The following is a 16785-nucleotide window of genomic DNA, read 5'->3' as shown; positions in this document are numbered from 1 at the left end:
TCTTCGCCCGGTGCGTTCCATACAAGAGGATATAGAAATGACCGTCAATCAAGCCGTCACCGCCTTTGCGGGCTTCATGGTACTTCTTTCGCTGGTGCTGACCTACTTCGTGCACCCGGCCTTCGTCTGGCTCACCGCCTTCGTCGGCGTCAACCTGTTCCAGTCGGCCTTCACCCGGGTCTGTCCGGCGGCCTCTATCTTCCGCAAGATCGGCTTCAAAGCCGCCTGATCTGCACACGACAGGTTTCACCACGCCTTTGCTAGCCGATTGCCGCCCTGCCCCTTAGCGTGCTATTCAGGTCTCAAAGACCGAGGCAGAGCAGCGCCCGCATGACAGCATTGACAAAATACCAACGGATCGAAGCGTCCGGCCTTTGGCGCGCTTCGCCAGAAGATCAGCGCCGCGAAGTGATCGTGTCGATCGGGGATGCCACGCTGGTGATTTCCGATCTGCAGGATCGGGCGCTGACCCATTGGTCGCTACCCGCTGTGATGCGCGCCAACCCGGGCGACTGGCCGGCGATCTATCATCCCGATGGTGATCCAGGTGAGACTCTGGAACTGACCGAAGCCGAAACCGAAATGGTTGCGGCGATCGAAAAGCTGCGCAATGCCATCGAACGGCGACGACCCCGACCCGGGCGACTCAGGGCGGTGATGATGGCGGCGTCCCTGACTTCCGTTCTGGCGGTTGGGGTGTTTTGGCTGCCGGGCGCGATGGTGGATCACGCGCTCAGCGTGGTCCCGCCCGCCAAACGGTCGGATATCGGTCAGCGCCTGCTGGCGGATATTCAGCGGCTTTCCGGTCCATCTTGCGACACCGCCAGTGCGCGATTGGCGCTGGACCATTTGGCCGACCGGCTGACCGAGGACGATCTGCACCTTACCGTGGTCAAGACCGGCGTGCCCGACAGCGTCATGTTGCCGGGCCGTATCATGGTGCTGAACAGCGCCTTGTTCGAAGATTACGAAGTCCCCGATATCGCCGCCGGTCACGTCATCGCCGAAATGTTGCGCGCCCGTGCCTCAGACCCGCTGGACCAGCTTTTGCGTCACAGCGGCATGTTCAGTAGTCTCAGGCTGCTGACCACGGGCACGCTGCCCGACGATACGCTCAAGGCTTATGCCGAAACCCTGCTGACGCAGCCAGTGACCGAGCTGCCCGTCGAAACCCTGTTGCAAGGGTTCCACGAGGCCGGGGTGAAATCCAGCCCCTATGCCTATGCTCTGGATGTATCGGGCGAAGCGACCCTGCCACTGATCGAGGCTGACCCCTATCCCGGCGAAGCGCCCAGCCCGGTTCTGTCCGATGGCGACTGGATCAGGCTGCAAAGCATCTGCGAAACCTAAAAGACCCCCACCGATATGGCAGGGGTCCATCATTCTTAGCTGTTCGGGATGTCAGCGGCGCAGGAATGCGTCGCTAAATCCGGACTTGCGGACTGTGCCAAGGGCCTGTTGCGCCCCGGAATTGGACGGGAACGGACCCGCCACCACGATCTGATAGGCTTTGCCTTTGCGATTGGCGCTCCAGATCCGAACCGGCAGACCGGATTGTTTCAGCCGCAGGGCTGTTTTCTGAGCGTTCGACGGCACACCGAACATGCCGACCTGAACAAAGCTCTGACCGCTGGCCTGTACGACCGGTTTGCGCGCGGGTTTGGCGGGCATCGATTTCACCGGGGCGCGGGACTTGGTCGACATCACCCCGGCTGTGCGGCCACTGGCCTTATCGCGTTCAATCTGCGCCAAGGTCTGAGTCTGCGTGGTCAGATCGGTGAACGGATAACGCAGTCCCGGATTCATTCGGGTCACGTTCCGCCCGGTCGCGCGATCGACCAATTGACGCGGGATCGTATCGGTCCAGACCAACGCCATCTGCGCCTGCCCGGCCCGGGTCTGATGCGCCCGGTAGGGGTTCAGACGATCATCGTCCCAAACCTGCCGATACCCTTTGGGAATCGGGTTGGACAGCTTGGCGTTTTGCTGTTGTTCATAGACATGACGGGGCACGATACGGGCGTTGGGCGACACCGTAGACACCTGCGCCGATGCCGCCGGGGCGGACGGGCGTACCTGTGTGGTGCGGGCATAGGCCGGCACAACCGGTGCGGGCGCAATGGTCCGGCGTTGGCCATTGTTTCCCGATGCGTAAGACACTGGCGATTCCGCCTGCGGACCGCAACGCACACCCGACCCTTTGAGATATTTCTGACTGACCGCCGACGCCCCTGCACAGGCTGTTTCCATCGTCGCCGGGGCCGGTTTCGGGGCCGGTTTCGGGGCCGGTTTTGCTTTCACCACGCGCACTTTCGGCGCAGGCTGTACCGGCTTGATCATCTTGGGCGGCGTAAAGATCGACGCGATCGTGGTCATCGGTTTGCGCACCGTCCGCGGCGCGGGTTTCGCCGCCGGGGCCTGAACCACTTTGCGCGGCTTGACCGCCACTTGCGGCGCCGCCTTGGGCGCGCTGGTCTCGGGCCCATCGGCAATCACCGGCAATTTCGCCGTGACAGGTTGGGCAAAGGTCGGCTTGGCATTGCAAAGATGTTCACGCCCGCGGGTCACCCGCGGCACCCAAGTTACATTGCCATCGATCCCGGCGCGGATATAGACGCAGCCCCGGCTATCAACATATTGGCTGCCTTTATAGCTGGCCGGTGGAAATTCCGCCGGTTCGTCTGCCCCCCGCAGGGTGGCGGCCTGAACCATGCCTAACCCCATCGAAAAAGCGATAACGGCGCTTGCGGCTGCTGTGATAAACTTCATCTGTGCCCCCACACGAAATGTAGAGGCACTGTGCACGAATTGTTTCCCTGAGTAAAGCTAATGACAGCCTATTTTGTGCCAAACATGCGGTCGCCCGCATCCCCTAGTCCCGGAAGGATATAGCCCTTTTCATTCAGCCGCTCGTCCAGAGACGCTGTGACGATCGGAACATCGGGGTGTGCTTCCTTCATCCGGGCCACGCCTTCGGGGGCGGCCAGCAGACACATGAAGCTGATGTTATTGGCACCGGCCTTCTTCAGCAGATCCACCGCAGCGACCGATGAATTGCCAGTCGCCAGCATCGGATCAACGACGATCAGATGACGATCCTCCAACCCTTCGGGAACCTTGAAATAATATTGCACCGGTTGCAGCGTTTCCTCGTCTCGGTAAAGGCCGACAAACCCGACCCGGGCCGAAGGGATCAGTTCCAAAACACCGTCCAGCAACCCGTTTCCGGCCCGCAGGATTGATATCAGCGCCAGCTTCTTGCCCTTGAGCACCGGTGCTTCCATTTCCTGCATCGGGGTTTCGATCCCGCGCGTGGTCAGTTCCAGATCGCGGGTGATTTCATAAGCCAGCAACTGGCTGATTTCGCGCAGCAGGCGTCGGAATTCCCCGGTCGAAGCCTTCTTGTCGCGCATCAGGGTCAGTTTATGCTGCACCAAGGGGTGGGTCACGATGGTCAGATGCTCGGTCATGCGGCTTGCTCCAGTTTTTGCTTGATGCCAGTGCGGGTATGTTCGTCGCAGAAGGCCGCGTCGATGGCAATCGCATTCAGTGCGGTAAAATCCTCTGTTCCCCAGCGGAAAGCACGTTCCAGTTCTTCGAATTCCCGCGTCATGGTGGTATTGAAAAAGGGCGGGTCGTCGGTCGACACCGTCACTTTGACCCCCGCTTCCCGCAGCCGCGCGATGGGATGGGCACCATAGTTGGGATATAGTCCCAACGCGACGTTCGAACCGGGGCAGACTTCCAGCACGACACCGGTTTCGGCCAAAATATCGACCAGCGCCGGGTCCTCTATCGAACGCACGCCGTGACCGATCCGTTCGACCTTCAGATCCTGCACCGCCTGCCGCACCGAATCCGGCCCACCGAATTCCCCGGCATGCGTGGTCAGCCGCAATCCTGCTTCGCGGGCGCAATCGAAAGCCCAGGCGAAATCGCCCTGTTTGCCTACACCTTCGTCGCCACCCATACCGAAGCCGGTAATCCAGTCCCCAGCGGTTTCGGCTGCGCAGATCGCGGTTTCACGCGCCTTGTCCGGGCCGAAATGACGAATGCAAGTGGCGATCCCGCGCAGGGTGATGCCCATCTGCGCCTCGGCCTGATCGGCGGCTTCCTGCATTGCGTGCAGATATTCCTTCCACGCGATCACGTCGCGGCCACCGCAGAAATCGGGGCTGAGGAAGCTTTCGGCATAGATCACACCGTTTTCGGCGCATTGTTCCAGAACCGCAAAGGTCAGGCGGCGGTAATCCTCGGGCGTTTTCAACACCTGTGTCGCGGCCTCATAAACCTGCAAAAAATGGGTGAAATCACGATAGGCATAATTGCCCCTCTCGTCGAACACCCCATCCAGATTAATGCTTTTTTCCTGCGCCAGTCCGCGTACGAAGGCAGGCGGCGCTGCACCTTCGAGATGCAGGTGCAATTCAACCTTGGGAAACGCTTTCCAACTCATAAAAAACTCCGCCCCTGCCCTTGCGCGGGAACATCCAGATGAGCGGCCACGCTGGCCGCGATGTCGACAAAATTGACCAATCCACAGCTGCCTGCGCCTTTGCCCGCAATCAGCACCGGCACCCGTTCGCGGGTGTGATCGGTGCCGCTCCAGCTGGGATCGTTACCATGATCGGCGGTGATCAGCACCATATCGTCAGGCCGCAGACGCGGCAGAATTTTTCCCAGTTCCGCGTCGAACCATTCCAGTGCCCGCGCATAGCCCGAAATGTCCCGTCGATGACCATACAGGCTGTCGAATTCGACGAAATTGGCAAAGGTCAGGCTACCCTCTGCGGCCCCGTTCACCAGATCGTTCAGATGGATCATCAACTGCGCATCGGCACCCTTGCGGACCTCGTCGATGCCCTGCATCGAAAAAATGTCACCGATCTTGCCAATGGCATAGACGTGGCGGCCAGCCCCCTGCACCCAGTCGCACAGCGTCGGGGCGGGCGGGGAAATTGCATAATCATGCCTGTTGGCGGTGCGGGTGAACCCGTCCTCAACCGTGCCGATGAAGGGCCGCGCGATAACACGGCCCACCTTCATCTGATGAACCATCGGCGCGATGCCCTGACAAAGCTTCAGCAAACGGTCGAGCCCGAAATGGGCCTCATGCGCTGCGATCTGCAACACGCTATCAGCCGAAGTGTAGCAGATCGGCCAACCGGAGCGGATATGCTCGGCCCCCAGCTCCGCGATGATCTGGGTGCCCGAGGCGTGGCAATCGCCCAGGATGCCTTCGGTTCCCGCCAGTTCGGCCACCCGCGCCGAAAGGTCGGGCGGGAAGGTTGGTTTGGTATCGGGGAAATAATGCCAATCCCATGGCACCGGCACACCTGCCAGTTCCCAATGGCCCGAGGGCGTGTCCTTGCCCCGGCTGACTTCGCTCGCCGCACCCCAGCGGCCTTTGGGGTGGTCAGCCCCCAACCCCGGGGCCACTTCGCCCGAGGCCAGCTTGACCGCCGCCCCGAGCCCCAAAGCGTCAAGCGTGGGCAGATGCAATGGCCCGCTGCGACCCTCTTCGGCCTGCCCTGCCGCACAGGCGCGGGCGATATGGCCGACCGTATTCGCCCCGGTATCGGGCCGGTCGCCATTGAAGAACTTGTCAGCGTCCGGCGCACCGCCAATGCCGACGCTGTCGATCACGATCAGGAAGGCGCGCGCCATCAGCCAATCCTTTCATGCACAAGCGGCGGCAGCTCGGGGGCCTTGGACGACAGGGTTACAGCCCCCAGCACGGATTTACAGGCGACATCCGCCGCCTCTTCACGCGCGGCATGAATCCGCGCCAGAGGCTGGCCTTTCTGCACCTTGGTGCCGAGGGGCAGCATATCGGATATGCCCACCGCCGGGTCCACCACATCGCTTTCCACCTGACGTCCGCCGCCCAGCCCGACCACGGCCAGCCCCAGTGCCTGACCGTCCATTGCAGAAATATATCCATCCTTCGTAGTAACCACTTCACGGATCACCGGAGCTTCGGGAAGGAACCGCTGCCAATTTTCGACGAATTGCACCGGCCCGCCCTGCGCCGCTACCATACGGCCGAAACAGTCTGCCGCGCTGCCATCGGCGACAACCTTGGCGATCTGTTCCGCCCCAGCCTCGGCATCCCCGGCCAGTCCGGCATTGGCCAACGCCACCCCACCCAGTTGCGCCGTCAAATCCAGCAAGCGGCCCTGAACCTGTCCGGTCAGAACCCGCATCGAGCTTGCCACTTCGAGCGCATTGCCCAAATCGGGGGCCAGCGGTTGGTTCATATCGGTGATCAGGGCCGAGGTCTGACATCCCGCAGCATTGGCGGTACTGACCAAAGCCTGCGCCAAGGCGCGTGCATCCTCGGCATTTTTCATGAACGCGCCGGTGCCGACCTTCACATCCAGCACCAGCCCTTCCAGACCGGCGGCCAGCTTCTTGGACAGAATCGATGCGGTGATCAGATCAAGGCTTTCGACTGTACCGCTGATATCGCGCACCGCATAAAGCCGTTTGTCCGCCGGGGCGATATCGCCGCTGGCTGAAACAATGGCACAACCCACCTGCCCCACCACTTTGCGAAACTGTGTCTCGTCGAGGTCGGTGCGATAGCCCGGGATCGCTTCCAGCTTGTCCAGCGTGCCGCCGGTATGGCCCAACCCGCGCCCCGAAATCATCGGCACATAGGCCCCGCACATCGCCAGCGCCGGAGCGAGTATCAGGCTGACACAATCGCCGACCCCGCCAGTGGAATGTTTGTCCAGCACCGGCTTGTCCATTTCCCAGCGCATCACATCGCCGGAATCGCGCATCGCAAGGGTCAGCTCGACCCTGCCTTTTTCCCCCAGCCCATTCAGCAGCGCGGCCATCGCAAAAGCCCCAGCCTGCGCGTCACTGACGCCATGATCCGCCAGACCTTGCGCGAACCAGTTCAGTTCTTCCTGCGTGACCGGCTGACGGTCGCGGACTTTGACGATGATAGCACGGGCATCCATGGCTCTCAGCTCCGATCCATCTGGCTTTTGTGGAAGGCTCCGGGCAGCAGCTCGGCCAGTGTCATGGTCATTTCCGGTCCGTCAAGCGTCGCCATGCGCACAGTCACCTCTCCCTTGCCAAATTCCGCCAGCTTCTGACGACACCCGCCACAGGGGGTCACAGGGGTCTCTGCATCCGCGATCACGCAGACCTCGACCAGCTCGGTTTCGCCGGATGCGATCATCGCCGCGATAGCGCCCGCTTCGGCACAGGTCCCTTCGGGATAGGCGGCATTTTCCACGTTGCAACCCTGGAAAATCGTTCCCGATTTCGACCGCACCGCCGCGCCGACCTTGAAATTCGAATAAGGTGCATAAGCCCGTTCGCGCACATCTCGCGCCGCATCCAGCAATGACATTCCGATACCTCCTGAACGTTATGCAAACCGGTTTCGGCCCGCAGACCCTTTTGACCGTTTGGAAAACTCTGGCCTGACGCGCCACCATTTGCAAGCATCAGCCTGCCAACAACCTAAAAACAACGGGTTTCATCCTGCAAAATAATAGTTTAACACTAAACTAACCGGACCGGAGGAGCCCCATGACCGATAATCAGAACCCATCGCTGCGTCAGTCGGCGCTTGCTTATCACGAATTTCCCAAACCGGGTAAGCTTGAGGTCCGCGCGACAAAACCTCTGGCCAATGGCCGCGATCTCAGCCTTGCCTACAGTCCCGGCGTGGCCGAAGCCTGTCTGGAAATCAAGGCAGACCCAACCAATGCCAGCCGCTACACCGCGCGCGGCAATCTGGTAGCAGTTGTGTCGAACGGCACCGCCGTGCTGGGGCTGGGCAATATCGGCGCGCTGGCCTCGAAACCGGTGATGGAAGGCAAGGCGGTCCTGTTCAAGAAATTCGCCAATATCGACTGTTTCGACATCGAAGTGGACGAACCCGACCCGGAAAAACTGGCCGATATCGTCTGCGCTCTGGGGCCCACGTTTGGCGCAATCAACCTCGAAGACATCAAAGCCCCCGATTGCTTTATCGTCGAAAAGCTTTGCCGCGAACGAATGAACATCCCCGTTTTCCACGACGATCAGCACGGCACCGCCATCGTGGTCGGGGCTGCCGCCACCAACGCGCTCAGAGTGGCGGGCAAACGCTTCGAGGATATCAAGATCGTTTCCACCGGGGGCGGCGCGGCGGGGATCGCCTGCCTGAACATGCTGCTGAAGCTGGGGGTGAAACGGGAAAATGTCTGGCTTTGCGACATTCACGGGCTGGTCTATCAGAGCCGCACCGAGGACATGACGCCGCAGAAAGCGAACTTTGCCCAGTCGAGCGACAAACGCACCCTGGATGACGTGATCGAGGCGGCCGATATGTTCCTCGGCCTGTCCGGCCCCGGTGTGCTGACGCCCGAAATGGTCGCCAAGATGACCAAACGACCGATCGTCTTTGCGCTGGCCAATCCGACCCCTGAAATCATGCCGGACGATGTCCGTGCGGTCGCCCCTGATGCAATCATCGCCACCGGCCGGTCGGATTTTCCCAATCAGGTCAATAACGTCCTGTGTTTCCCTTTCATCTTTCGCGGTGCGCTGGATGTCGGCGCCACCGAAATCAACGACGACATGTCGCTGGCCTGCGTCGCGGGTATTGCCGAACTGGCCCGCGCCACCACCAGCGCCGAAGCTGCCGAAGCCTATAAGGGTGAACAGCTGACCTTCGGTGCCGACTACCTGATCCCGAAACCCTTCGATCCGCGTCTGGTGGGCGTGGTGTCCGCGTCGGTTGCCAAGGCGGCGATGGACAGCGGCGTCGCCACAAAACCGATCTACGATCTGGACGCCTACAAACACCGGCTGCACCAGTCAGTGTTCAAATCCGCCCTGCTGATGCGGCCGGTATTCGAAGCCGCCCGTGCCGCGTCGCGCCGCATCGTTTTTGCCGAGGGCGAAGATGAACGGGTGCTGCGCACCGCCCAGGCAGTGCTCGAGGAAACCACCGAAACCCCGATCCTGATCGGTCGCCCCGAGGTCATCGAAAGCCGCTGCGAACGCGCCGGTTTGACCATCCGCCCGGATCGCGATTTCGAAGTAGTGAACCCTGAAAGTGATTCCCGCTACCGCGAATACTGGCAATCCTATCACGAATTGATGCAGCGTCGGGGCGTTACCCCGGATCTGGCCAAAGCGATCATGCGCACCAACACCACCGCAATTGGCGCGGTGGCGGTCCATCGGGGCGATGCGGACAGCCTGATCTGCGGCACCTTTGGCGAATACCGCTGGCACCTGAATTACATCACCCAGATTCTCGGCAGTGACGCCCTGTCGCCGCATGGGGCGCTATCGCTGATGATCCTCGAAGACGGGCCGCTTTTCATCGCCGATACCCAAGTGCATGAACTGCCCAGCCCGGACAACATCGCACGGATCGCCGAAGGTGCTGCCCGCCATGTGCGTCGGTTCGGGCTGGACCCCAAGGTCGCGCTGTGTTCGCAATCGCAATTCGGCAATCACAGCGAAGGGTCGGGCAAACGCCTGCGCGAGGCGCTGTCGATCCTGGACAGCAGACCGCGCGATTTCACCTATGAGGGCGAAATGAACGTGGAATCGGCGCTGGACCCGGACTTGTGCCACCGGATCTTCCCCAATTCGCGGCTGCAGGGGGCTGCCAATGTTTTGGTCTTTGCCCATGCCGACGCGGCCTCGGGTGTGCGCAACATCCTGAAAATGCGTGCGAACGGATTGGAGGTCGGGCCGATCCTGATGGGTATGGGCAACCGCGCCCATATCGTGGCCCCTTCGATCACAGCGCGCGGGTTGCTGAACATGGCTGCCATCGCCGGAACCCCGGTGGCGCATTACGGTTGACCGACACAAGGTCGGGCGACCAGACGCCCGACCGAGTCTGCTAATTTTGCAAATTTGACTATATCGCCCCGTTTTTCGGTATATTTTGCAATGGTTTGCAAACTTTGCTAAGCGAATTTCGCCAATTCTGCAAATTTTCTGCGTAAAACGGTCGCTGTGACCGGTAACGCGCTTGCGAAGAATCTGACCGCTCCGATACACCTGTTGCAACACTTCAGGAGGAGGCACGTGATGTCGTATAAAGACGTTTACCAAGGCTGGCAGAAGGATCCCGATGCGTTCTGGCTCGAAGCCGCGCAAGAGATCGACTGGGACAAGGCACCAACCAAGGCGCTGTCAGATGAAAATGCCCCTCTCTACGAATGGTTCAAGGACACCCGGGTCAACACCTGCTGGAACGCGGTCGACCGTCATGTTGAAAACGGTCGTGGTGATCAGGTCGCCATCATCCATGACAGCCCGGTCACGGGATCGAAAAAATGGATCACCTATGTCGAGCTGCGCAATCGCGTAGCAAGCCTTGCCGGTGCTCTGCGTGCCAAGGGGATCGAAAAAGGCGATCGCGTCATCATCTACATGCCGATGATCCCCGAAGCGCTGGAAGCGATGCTGGCCTGTTCCCGTCTGGGCGCGATCCATTCGGTGGTCTTTGGTGGCTTCGCCAGCAACGAATTGGCAGTCAGGATCGACGACGCCACCCCGAAATGCATCATCGCTGCCTCTTGCGGCATCGAACCGGGCCGCGTGGTGCATTACAAACCTCTGCTCGACGAGGCGATCGATCTGGCCGAACACAAGCCCGACTTCACCGTGATTTTCCAGCGCGAAAACGAAGTGGCCGAATTGGTAGAGGGCCGCGATTACAACTGGCACGGCTTCCAGTATGGCACTGATCCGGCCGATTGCGTGCCGGTCGAGGGCGATCATCCCGCCTATATCCTCTACACCTCTGGAACCACCGGGCAACCCAAGGGGGTCATCCGCCCCACCGCGGGCCATCTGGTCGCGCTGAACTGGACGATGAAAAACGTCTACAATGTCGATCCGGGCGATGTTTTCTGGGCGGCCTCCGATGTGGGCTGGGTCGTCGGGCACAGCTATATTTGCTATGGCCCTCTGATCCACGGCAACACCACCATCGTGTTCGAAGGCAAGCCGGTCGGCACCCCCGATGCCGGTACATTCTGGCGGGTGATTTCCGAACATAAAGTCAAAAGCTTCTTCACAGCCCCCACAGCGTTTCGTGCCGTGAAGCGCGAAGACCCCAAGGGCGAGTTCATCGGCAAGTACGATCTCAGCTGCCTGCAAACGGTCTACCTGGCTGGTGAACGTGCCGATCCGGACACCATCGTCTGGGCGCAGGATCAGCTAGGCGTGCCGGTGATCGACCACTGGTGGCAGACCGAGCTGGGCTATCCTGCGGTAGCCAACCCGGTTGGGATCGAGCTGATGGATGTCAAACTGGGGTCGCCCGGTGTGGCGATGCCCGGATATGACATGAAGATCCTCGACGATGGCGGCAAGGAATTGCCGCCGGGCGAACTGGGTGCGATCGTGACCCCGCTGCCGCTGCCACCGGGCACTTTGCCAACGCTGTGGAATGCCGAAGACCGGTTCCGCAAATCCTACCTGAACAGTTTCCCAGGCCACTATGAAACCGGCGATGCCGGCTACAAAGACGAAGACGGCTACCTCTACATCATGGCGCGCACCGATGACGTGATCAATGTGGCCGGCCACCGGCTTTCGACGGGCGGCATGGAAGAAGTGCTGGCCAGCCACCCGGATGTTGCCGAATGCGCCGTGATCGGCGTAAGCGACGACCTGAAGGGACAGCTTCCGGTCGGTTTCCTGTGCCTCAACGCCGGGTCGAACCGTCCACACGAAGAGGTGATCAAGGAAGTGGTCAAGCTGGTGCGGGAAAAGATCGGCCCGGTTGCTGCGTTCAAGCTGGCCCTGGTGGTGGACCGGCTGCCGAAAACCCGGTCGGGCAAGATCCTGCGCGGCACCATGGTTTCGATCGCCGACGGCAAGGATTTCAAACTGCCCGCCACCATCGACGACCCGGCGATCCTGGATGAAATCAAGGATGCGCTGCAGACCATCGGCTATGCCACGGCGTAAACGTGCCTGATCTGATTTGAATCAAGCCCAGACCCCGCCCAATAGGGTAGTCTGGGCTTGTTTCGTTCAATCAGAGGCTACGAAGATGACCGAAGACTCCAAAGACAAGAAAACCTGGAAAGAAGAAATCGAAATTTCCAGCGACGCTTTGATCGCCAAGATCAAGGATCTGGCCGCCGAGGCTCAGGTGCGCCGTGTGCGCATCATCGAACCTGATGGCGACGTTGCTGTCGACATTCCGCTGTCGGTGGGTGCGATTGCCGGGGGTGTTGTTGTGCTTGCCGCTCCGGTGCTGGCAATCATCGGCGCAATTGCCGCTTTTGCGACCAAAGTTAAGATCGAAATCGTCCGCGAAGAAGAAGGCAAGGACGAAGACAGCGCTGTCTAGAACGGTGCCTGAATTGAATCCGTTCCCGATTTCCGGCTCATGATAGGCTTCGGCTCTGAAACTCCCCGGCTGGGAATAGAGCATTCAGGGAACAGATGGACCGGTACGCAGGGCGGGCCGGTTCCCTGCGCGTCGTTCAGGGTCAGGCGCACGAAAGCTTGGTTCTACTTTGCAGCCTCGTATTGCTGCGCCTGCTCTGACCTGCCTGTGTTTTCCAGTTCGGCGCGGAGCTCTTCCTGCATCCGCACAGCCCCAGGTTCAATGGCAAGCCCCCGCAGATAAGCCGTGATCGCCGCGTCGGCATGGCCCTGACGCGCCTCGATCCGGGCCAGAAGCCGCCATGCCTGCCAATGGGTATGGTGCAGTTGTGTCACCAGCAGCGCCTGTTCCCGTGCCTGCTCCAGACGGTCGGTGCCAAAATAAAAGACAGCAAGGTCATATTGGGCATGGGTGTAATTGGGATGGTCGTCGATCAACGCTTGCATCTGCGCAATTGCGTCCTCCTGCCGCCCCAAAGCATAGTCCGCGACCGCCCGCTGCAATCGCAGCTGCGCGATATCCGGGGCCAAATCCAACCCCTGCTGTGCTGCCGCCAGTGATTTCTCATAGGCTTTTTGTTCGTAGTAAGCCCGCGACAGAGACAGCCAGGGTTCATAATGCGAAACCTCACCAGACGCCATGACATCCGCCATCGCCTCTGCCGCATAATCTGCCTTGTAGTTCTGATTGGCCAAAACCCCATTGGCCTTGGCCAGCAGCTTTTCGGCGGCACTAAGCCCTGTTTCAGGATATAACAGGCTGACCTCGATGACGTCGGAAGGAACCTTGGCGAGCGGCTGCGTCAGCGACTGCCGCGGCCCCGGGTCGCGCACGATCCGGTGATCCGTCATGGTGACGTGGATAACATCCTGCGTACGGCGTTCAGGCATGTGGCAGGCGGTGCAATCAGCATCGGGCGCTATATCAGGATGGAACATACCGCTTTGCATCACAGGCAAGCCCTGCCCGTCGGTTTCATGACAGGACAGGCAAGCCGCCCGGTAGTGCTCGGCGCGTTCTTCCGGTTTGATTTTCACATGCGGGTCGTGACAATTCAGACAACCCAGTTGCCCCTTGCTTTCGATAAAACAGCGGCTTTGTTCCAACCGGAACGGATGGTGATTGATGTCGAACCGGTCGTCGCGCATCCGCAAGGCGTCGTCGATATCCAGAAACACTTTGTATTCGCTCAAGCTTTGGCCGGGCCGGAAGGAATACACCGAGCGGCCAAGCCTCAGTTCCGGCGTCACCGCCACGCTGGGCTGCATATGGCAGCCATAGCAAATGCCATAAAGCTGCGTCTGCGGCAGCTTGCCCGGATGCACGATGGCGGCGCGGATGTCTCCCAGTTCGCTTTCGCCGCCCAGCACCTTTTCGACATGATCCGCCCCCGGTCCGTGACAGCGCTGACAACCGATGCCTTCGGGCAGATGCGCCGGGAAAACTTCGGGCATTCCGGGGCGGTCGCTGCCTTCGGGAACATCTGGAAAGGCGTTGTGACAGGCCATGCAGCGTTGCCGGACCGACCGGTTGACCCCTAGGTGATCTGCAAATTCAAATCCCGGGGCCATTTCCCATTTGCCGCCCTCCTGACTGTACCAGGCCAGCGGCAGCTGAAACAGTTCGCCGCTGGCGGTCTGATACAGATACACCCGGGTATGATGGCCCGATCCGAGGATCCAATCGACTTTCTGTTCGAATAGATGAATCCGTTCGCCCGCCTCATTCAGCTGATAGCGGGTGAACCAATAGGTCCCATCGCGCAACTGCATTTCATAATGGCGGTTTGATGCCGCGTGAAAGAAATGAGCATTGTCAAAGTCTTCGATGACGTTATCCGGCGATGGCCGGTAGAAACTTTTCGCCATCCCCATTTCGCTGAAGCTTTCCGCCTTGTCCTGATGACATTCGGCGCAGGTGGCGTCGGGAATATAGCCGGCAGCTGCGCCTCTGGTGACGGCGATGTCCCATTCCTTGAGAATATCCGATGCCTCAACACGAACTGTAGGCAACAAAACAAAGCTGAAAGCCGCCAGCAGGATGAAAATACGGGTCGAAAACATGGCACGCCTTGAAAAATGGGGCAAGAATTACCGCCATGCTAGGTCAACCCGGCGGAGCCGACAAGCAAAGCTCGCCCCCAAGTCGGGATACCCCCGGGGTCTCCCGCTTTGCTCAGACGAATTGTTCGCGGATCAGGCGCTCTTCCAACCCGTGACCCGGATCGAACAATATCCGGTGCTTGATACCGGGTTCGGACCGGATTTCAACGCAGACCGCGTTTTCCACCAGATGACTGTCGGCCTCGGCCATCACCGGGCGTTTTTCGGCCTCCAGCACATCAAATTGCACATTCGCGGTTTTTGGCAACAATGCTCCACGCCAGCGGCGCGGCCGGAACGGCGCAATCGCGGTCAACGCCAGTACGTCGGACCCGATCGGCAGAATCGGGCCGTGGGCTGAATAATTATATGCGGTTGAGCCTGCAGGGGTGGCGAGCAAGGCGCCATCGCAGACCAGTTCTTCCATCCGCAGCCGCCCGTCCACAGTTATTTTCAGCTTGGCCGCCTGCGATCCGCTGCGCAGCACTGACACTTCGTTCAGCGCCAGGGCCTGGTGTACCGTTCCGTCAGCACAGGTGGCGCGCATCGACAGCGGGTTGATAACCTCTTCCTCTGCTTCTTTCAGCCGTTCCATCAGGTCGGATTCGGAATATTCATTCATCAAAAACCCGACCGTTCCACGGTTCATCCCGTAGACCGGAACATCCAGATGTTGAGTGCGGTGCAGCGTCGTCAACATAAAACCATCACCGCCCAAAGCGACAATGATGTCGGCGGTTTGTTCCTCGGACTGACCATAACGGCCCACAAGCACGGCCCTCGCTGTCTGAGCCGATGGGTTGTCGCTGGCGACAAAAGCGATTTTCAAACTCATTCGGCGGCGGCCTGTTTCCGATTGGGATCAATTTACGCCAATCGAACCACAAGTTGCGGGGCGGCGCCACCCCTGCCGCGAGTGTTCGCCGTTGCGTCGCAATAGGGCCTTCCCCATCTGTCTTATTTCCTTTACCTAGCGGCCAATCCCAATTCCCATGACGGAGTCCCCGATGTCCGATACCGGTTTCTTCACCGAAGCACTGTCTTCCCGCGATCCCGAACTGTTTCAGTCGATCACCGACGAGCTTGGCCGTCAGCGCAATGAGATCGAACTGATCGCCTCCGAGAACATCGTCTCGGCCGCTGTCATGGAAGCGCAAGGTTCGGTGATGACGAACAAATACGCCGAAGGCTATCCCGGCCGGCGTTATTATGGCGGTTGCCAATTCGTCGATGTGGCCGAAAACCTGGCCATCGAACGGGCCAAGCAACTGTTCGGCTGTGACTTCGCCAATGTGCAGCCCAATTCCGGCAGCCAGGCCAACCAGGGTGCTTTCATGGCGCTGATCAAGCCTGGCGACACCATTTTGGGCATGAACCTGGCTTCGGGCGGTCACCTGACCCACGGTGCCGCGCCGAACCAGTCGGGCAAGTGGTTCAACGCGATCCAGTACGGCGTGCGCAAGCAGGACAGCCTGATCGACTATGACGAGGTCGCGGCGCTGGCCAAGGAACACCAGCCCAAGCTGATTATCGCCGGTGGCTCGGCGATCCCGCGCCAGATTGATTTCGCCAAGTTCCGCGAGATTGCCGATTCCGTGGGCGCCTACCTGATGGTCGACATGGCGCATTTCGCCGGTCTGGTCGCGGCGGGCGAACATCCCTCGCCCTTCCCCTATGCCGACATCGCAACCACCACCACCCACAAGACCCTGCGCGGTCCGCGCGGTGGCATGATCCTGACCAATGACGAAGCCATCGCCAAAAAGGTCAACTCGGCCATCTTCCCCGGCCTTCAGGGCGGCCCGTTGATGCATGTGATCGCCGCCAAGGCAGTGGCTTTCGGCGAAGCACTGCGTCCCGAATTCAAGACCTATCAGAAACAGGTGCGCGCCAATGCAGTAGCTCTGGCCGATCAGCTGATGAAGGGCGGTCTTGACATGGTAACGGGCGGCACCGACACCCATGTGATGCTGGTCGACCTGCGTCCCAAGGGCGTGAAGGGCAACGCTACCGAAAAGGCATTGGGCCGCGCCCATATCACCTGTAACAAGAACGGTATCCCGTTTGATCCGGAAAAACCGATGGTGACTTCGGGCATCCGACTGGGCACCCCGGCCGGCACCACCCGCGGCTTCGGCGAAGCCGAATTCCGCCAGATCGCCGACTGGATCGTCGAAGTGGTCGACGGGCTGGCCGCCAATGGCGAAGAAGGCAACGGTGAAGTCGAAGCCAAGGTGAAGGCCGAGGTCGAAGCATTCTGCGCGAAATTCCCGCTTTACCCTGAGCTCTGATCACACCTCA

14 protein-coding genes are annotated in these 16785 nt (G+C 60.2%); 6 read left to right on the top strand and 8 right to left on the bottom strand.

Going from position 1 to position 16785, the window contains the following annotated elements:
- The first annotated feature begins 37 nt into the window (after positions 1–37).
- Both VOI23_RS12500 and VOI23_RS12495 read left to right on the top strand, forming a co-directional pair.
- Entirely contained in the window at positions 38–229 is a 192-nt protein-coding gene (locus VOI23_RS12500; RefSeq protein ID WP_323785185.1) for a DUF2892 domain-containing protein, read from the top strand.
- A gap of 101 nt (positions 230–330) precedes the next feature.
- The gene (locus VOI23_RS12495; RefSeq protein ID WP_323785184.1) at positions 331–1350 is read left to right on the top strand and encodes a hypothetical protein; all 1020 of its coding nucleotides are present in this window, start codon (positions 331–333) and stop codon (positions 1348–1350) included.
- Positions 1351–1401: 51 nt separating this feature from the next.
- On the opposite strand, the gene VOI23_RS12490 is transcribed toward VOI23_RS12495, so the two are convergent.
- The 6 genes from VOI23_RS12490 to VOI23_RS12465 all read right to left on the bottom strand — a co-directional run bounded on the left by VOI23_RS12490 (position 1402) and on the right by VOI23_RS12465 (position 7369).
- Positions 1402–2769, bottom strand: a complete 1368-nt coding sequence (locus VOI23_RS12490) for an SPOR domain-containing protein (RefSeq protein ID WP_323785182.1) — start codon at positions 2767–2769, stop codon at positions 1402–1404.
- A gap of 68 nt (positions 2770–2837) precedes the next feature.
- Positions 2838–3470 (bottom strand): uracil phosphoribosyltransferase, encoded by a 633-nt coding sequence (upp, locus tag VOI23_RS12485; RefSeq protein WP_323785181.1) that lies wholly within the window; start codon positions 3468–3470, stop codon positions 2838–2840.
- The gene (locus VOI23_RS12480) at positions 3467–4456 is read right to left on the bottom strand and encodes an adenosine deaminase (protein ID WP_323785179.1); all 990 of its coding nucleotides are present in this window, start codon (positions 4454–4456) and stop codon (positions 3467–3469) included. The genes upp and VOI23_RS12480 overlap by 4 nt, the downstream gene beginning before the upstream one ends.
- Entirely contained in the window at positions 4453–5667 is a 1215-nt protein-coding gene (locus VOI23_RS12475; protein WP_323785177.1) for a phosphopentomutase, read from the bottom strand. The genes VOI23_RS12480 and VOI23_RS12475 overlap by 4 nt, the downstream gene beginning before the upstream one ends.
- The gene (locus VOI23_RS12470) at positions 5667–6971 is read right to left on the bottom strand and encodes a thymidine phosphorylase (RefSeq protein ID WP_323785176.1); all 1305 of its coding nucleotides are present in this window, start codon (positions 6969–6971) and stop codon (positions 5667–5669) included. The genes VOI23_RS12475 and VOI23_RS12470 overlap by 1 nt, the downstream gene beginning before the upstream one ends.
- A 5-nt stretch (positions 6972–6976) precedes the next feature.
- Complete coding sequence (locus VOI23_RS12465; RefSeq protein WP_323785175.1) at positions 6977–7369, bottom strand: cytidine deaminase; 393 nt, start codon at positions 7367–7369, stop codon at positions 6977–6979.
- 182 nt (positions 7370–7551) lie between these two features.
- Between VOI23_RS12465 and VOI23_RS12460 the strand changes: the two genes are divergently transcribed.
- The 3 genes from VOI23_RS12460 to VOI23_RS12450 all read left to right on the top strand — a co-directional run bounded on the left by VOI23_RS12460 (position 7552) and on the right by VOI23_RS12450 (position 12343).
- Positions 7552–9831 (top strand): NADP-dependent malic enzyme, encoded by a 2280-nt coding sequence (locus tag VOI23_RS12460; RefSeq protein ID WP_323785173.1) that lies wholly within the window; start codon positions 7552–7554, stop codon positions 9829–9831.
- A gap of 231 nt (positions 9832–10062) precedes the next feature.
- Positions 10063–11955 carry a propionate-CoA ligase PrpE gene (prpE, locus tag VOI23_RS12455; RefSeq protein WP_323785172.1) on the top strand — a complete coding sequence of 631 codons (1893 nt, stop codon included), beginning with the start codon at positions 10063–10065 and terminating at the stop codon, positions 11953–11955.
- 85 nt (positions 11956–12040) lie between these two features.
- Positions 12041–12343, top strand: coding sequence for a DUF4342 domain-containing protein (locus VOI23_RS12450; RefSeq protein WP_323785171.1), 303 nt, complete (start codon positions 12041–12043; stop codon positions 12341–12343).
- A 164-nt stretch (positions 12344–12507) separates the two neighbouring features.
- Here the strand turns inward: VOI23_RS12450 and VOI23_RS12445 are convergent, their stop codons facing one another.
- Both VOI23_RS12445 and VOI23_RS12440 read right to left on the bottom strand, forming a co-directional pair.
- On the bottom strand, positions 12508–14445 hold the full coding sequence (locus VOI23_RS12445; RefSeq protein ID WP_323785170.1) for a cytochrome c3 family protein: 1938 nt from the start codon (positions 14443–14445) through the stop codon (positions 12508–12510).
- A gap of 112 nt (positions 14446–14557) precedes the next feature.
- On the bottom strand, positions 14558–15319 hold the full coding sequence (locus VOI23_RS12440; protein WP_323785168.1) for an NAD kinase: 762 nt from the start codon (positions 15317–15319) through the stop codon (positions 14558–14560).
- 172 nt (positions 15320–15491) lie between these two features.
- Here VOI23_RS12440 and glyA point away from each other — a divergent pair, with 172 nt between their 5' ends.
- On the top strand, positions 15492–16775 hold the full coding sequence (gene glyA / locus VOI23_RS12435) for a serine hydroxymethyltransferase (protein ID WP_416376530.1): 1284 nt from the start codon (positions 15492–15494) through the stop codon (positions 16773–16775).
- Positions 16776–16785: the final 10 nt, after the last annotated feature.

It is taken from the genome of Thalassovita sp., assembly GCF_034670005.1.
Taxonomy (GTDB): Bacteria; Pseudomonadota; Alphaproteobacteria; order Rhodobacterales; family Rhodobacteraceae; genus Thalassobius.
This window is presented reverse-complemented; position numbering and strand designations above follow the sequence as displayed.

What these genes read in the sequence shown, in the direction of transcription:
- glyA (WP_416376530.1), top strand. Translation starts at nt 15,492, where the DNA reads ATGTCCGATACCGGTTTCTTCACCGAAGCACTGTCTTCCCGCGATCCC.
- VOI23_RS12490 (WP_323785182.1), bottom strand. Translation starts at nt 2,769, where the DNA reads ATGAAGTTTATCACAGCAGCCGCAAGCGCCGTTATCGCTTTTTCGATG.
- VOI23_RS12495 (WP_323785184.1), top strand. Translation starts at nt 331, where the DNA reads ATGACAGCATTGACAAAATACCAACGGATCGAAGCGTCCGGCCTTTGG.
- VOI23_RS12450 (WP_323785171.1), top strand. Translation starts at nt 12,041, where the DNA reads ATGACCGAAGACTCCAAAGACAAGAAAACCTGGAAAGAAGAAATCGAA.
- VOI23_RS12460 (WP_323785173.1), top strand. Translation starts at nt 7,552, where the DNA reads ATGACCGATAATCAGAACCCATCGCTGCGTCAGTCGGCGCTTGCTTAT.
- VOI23_RS12475 (WP_323785177.1), bottom strand. Translation starts at nt 5,667, where the DNA reads ATGGCGCGCGCCTTCCTGATCGTGATCGACAGCGTCGGCATTGGCGGT.
- VOI23_RS12480 (WP_323785179.1), bottom strand. Translation starts at nt 4,456, where the DNA reads ATGAGTTGGAAAGCGTTTCCCAAGGTTGAATTGCACCTGCATCTCGAA.
- upp (WP_323785181.1), bottom strand. Translation starts at nt 3,470, where the DNA reads ATGACCGAGCATCTGACCATCGTGACCCACCCCTTGGTGCAGCATAAA.
- VOI23_RS12465 (WP_323785175.1), bottom strand. Translation starts at nt 7,369, where the DNA reads ATGTCATTGCTGGATGCGGCGCGAGATGTGCGCGAACGGGCTTATGCA.
- VOI23_RS12470 (WP_323785176.1), bottom strand. Translation starts at nt 6,971, where the DNA reads ATGGATGCCCGTGCTATCATCGTCAAAGTCCGCGACCGTCAGCCGGTC.
- VOI23_RS12445 (WP_323785170.1), bottom strand. Translation starts at nt 14,445, where the DNA reads ATGTTTTCGACCCGTATTTTCATCCTGCTGGCGGCTTTCAGCTTTGTT.
- VOI23_RS12500 (WP_323785185.1), top strand. Translation starts at nt 38, where the DNA reads ATGACCGTCAATCAAGCCGTCACCGCCTTTGCGGGCTTCATGGTACTT.
- prpE (WP_323785172.1), top strand. Translation starts at nt 10,063, where the DNA reads ATGTCGTATAAAGACGTTTACCAAGGCTGGCAGAAGGATCCCGATGCG.
- VOI23_RS12440 (WP_323785168.1), bottom strand. Translation starts at nt 15,319, where the DNA reads ATGAGTTTGAAAATCGCTTTTGTCGCCAGCGACAACCCATCGGCTCAG.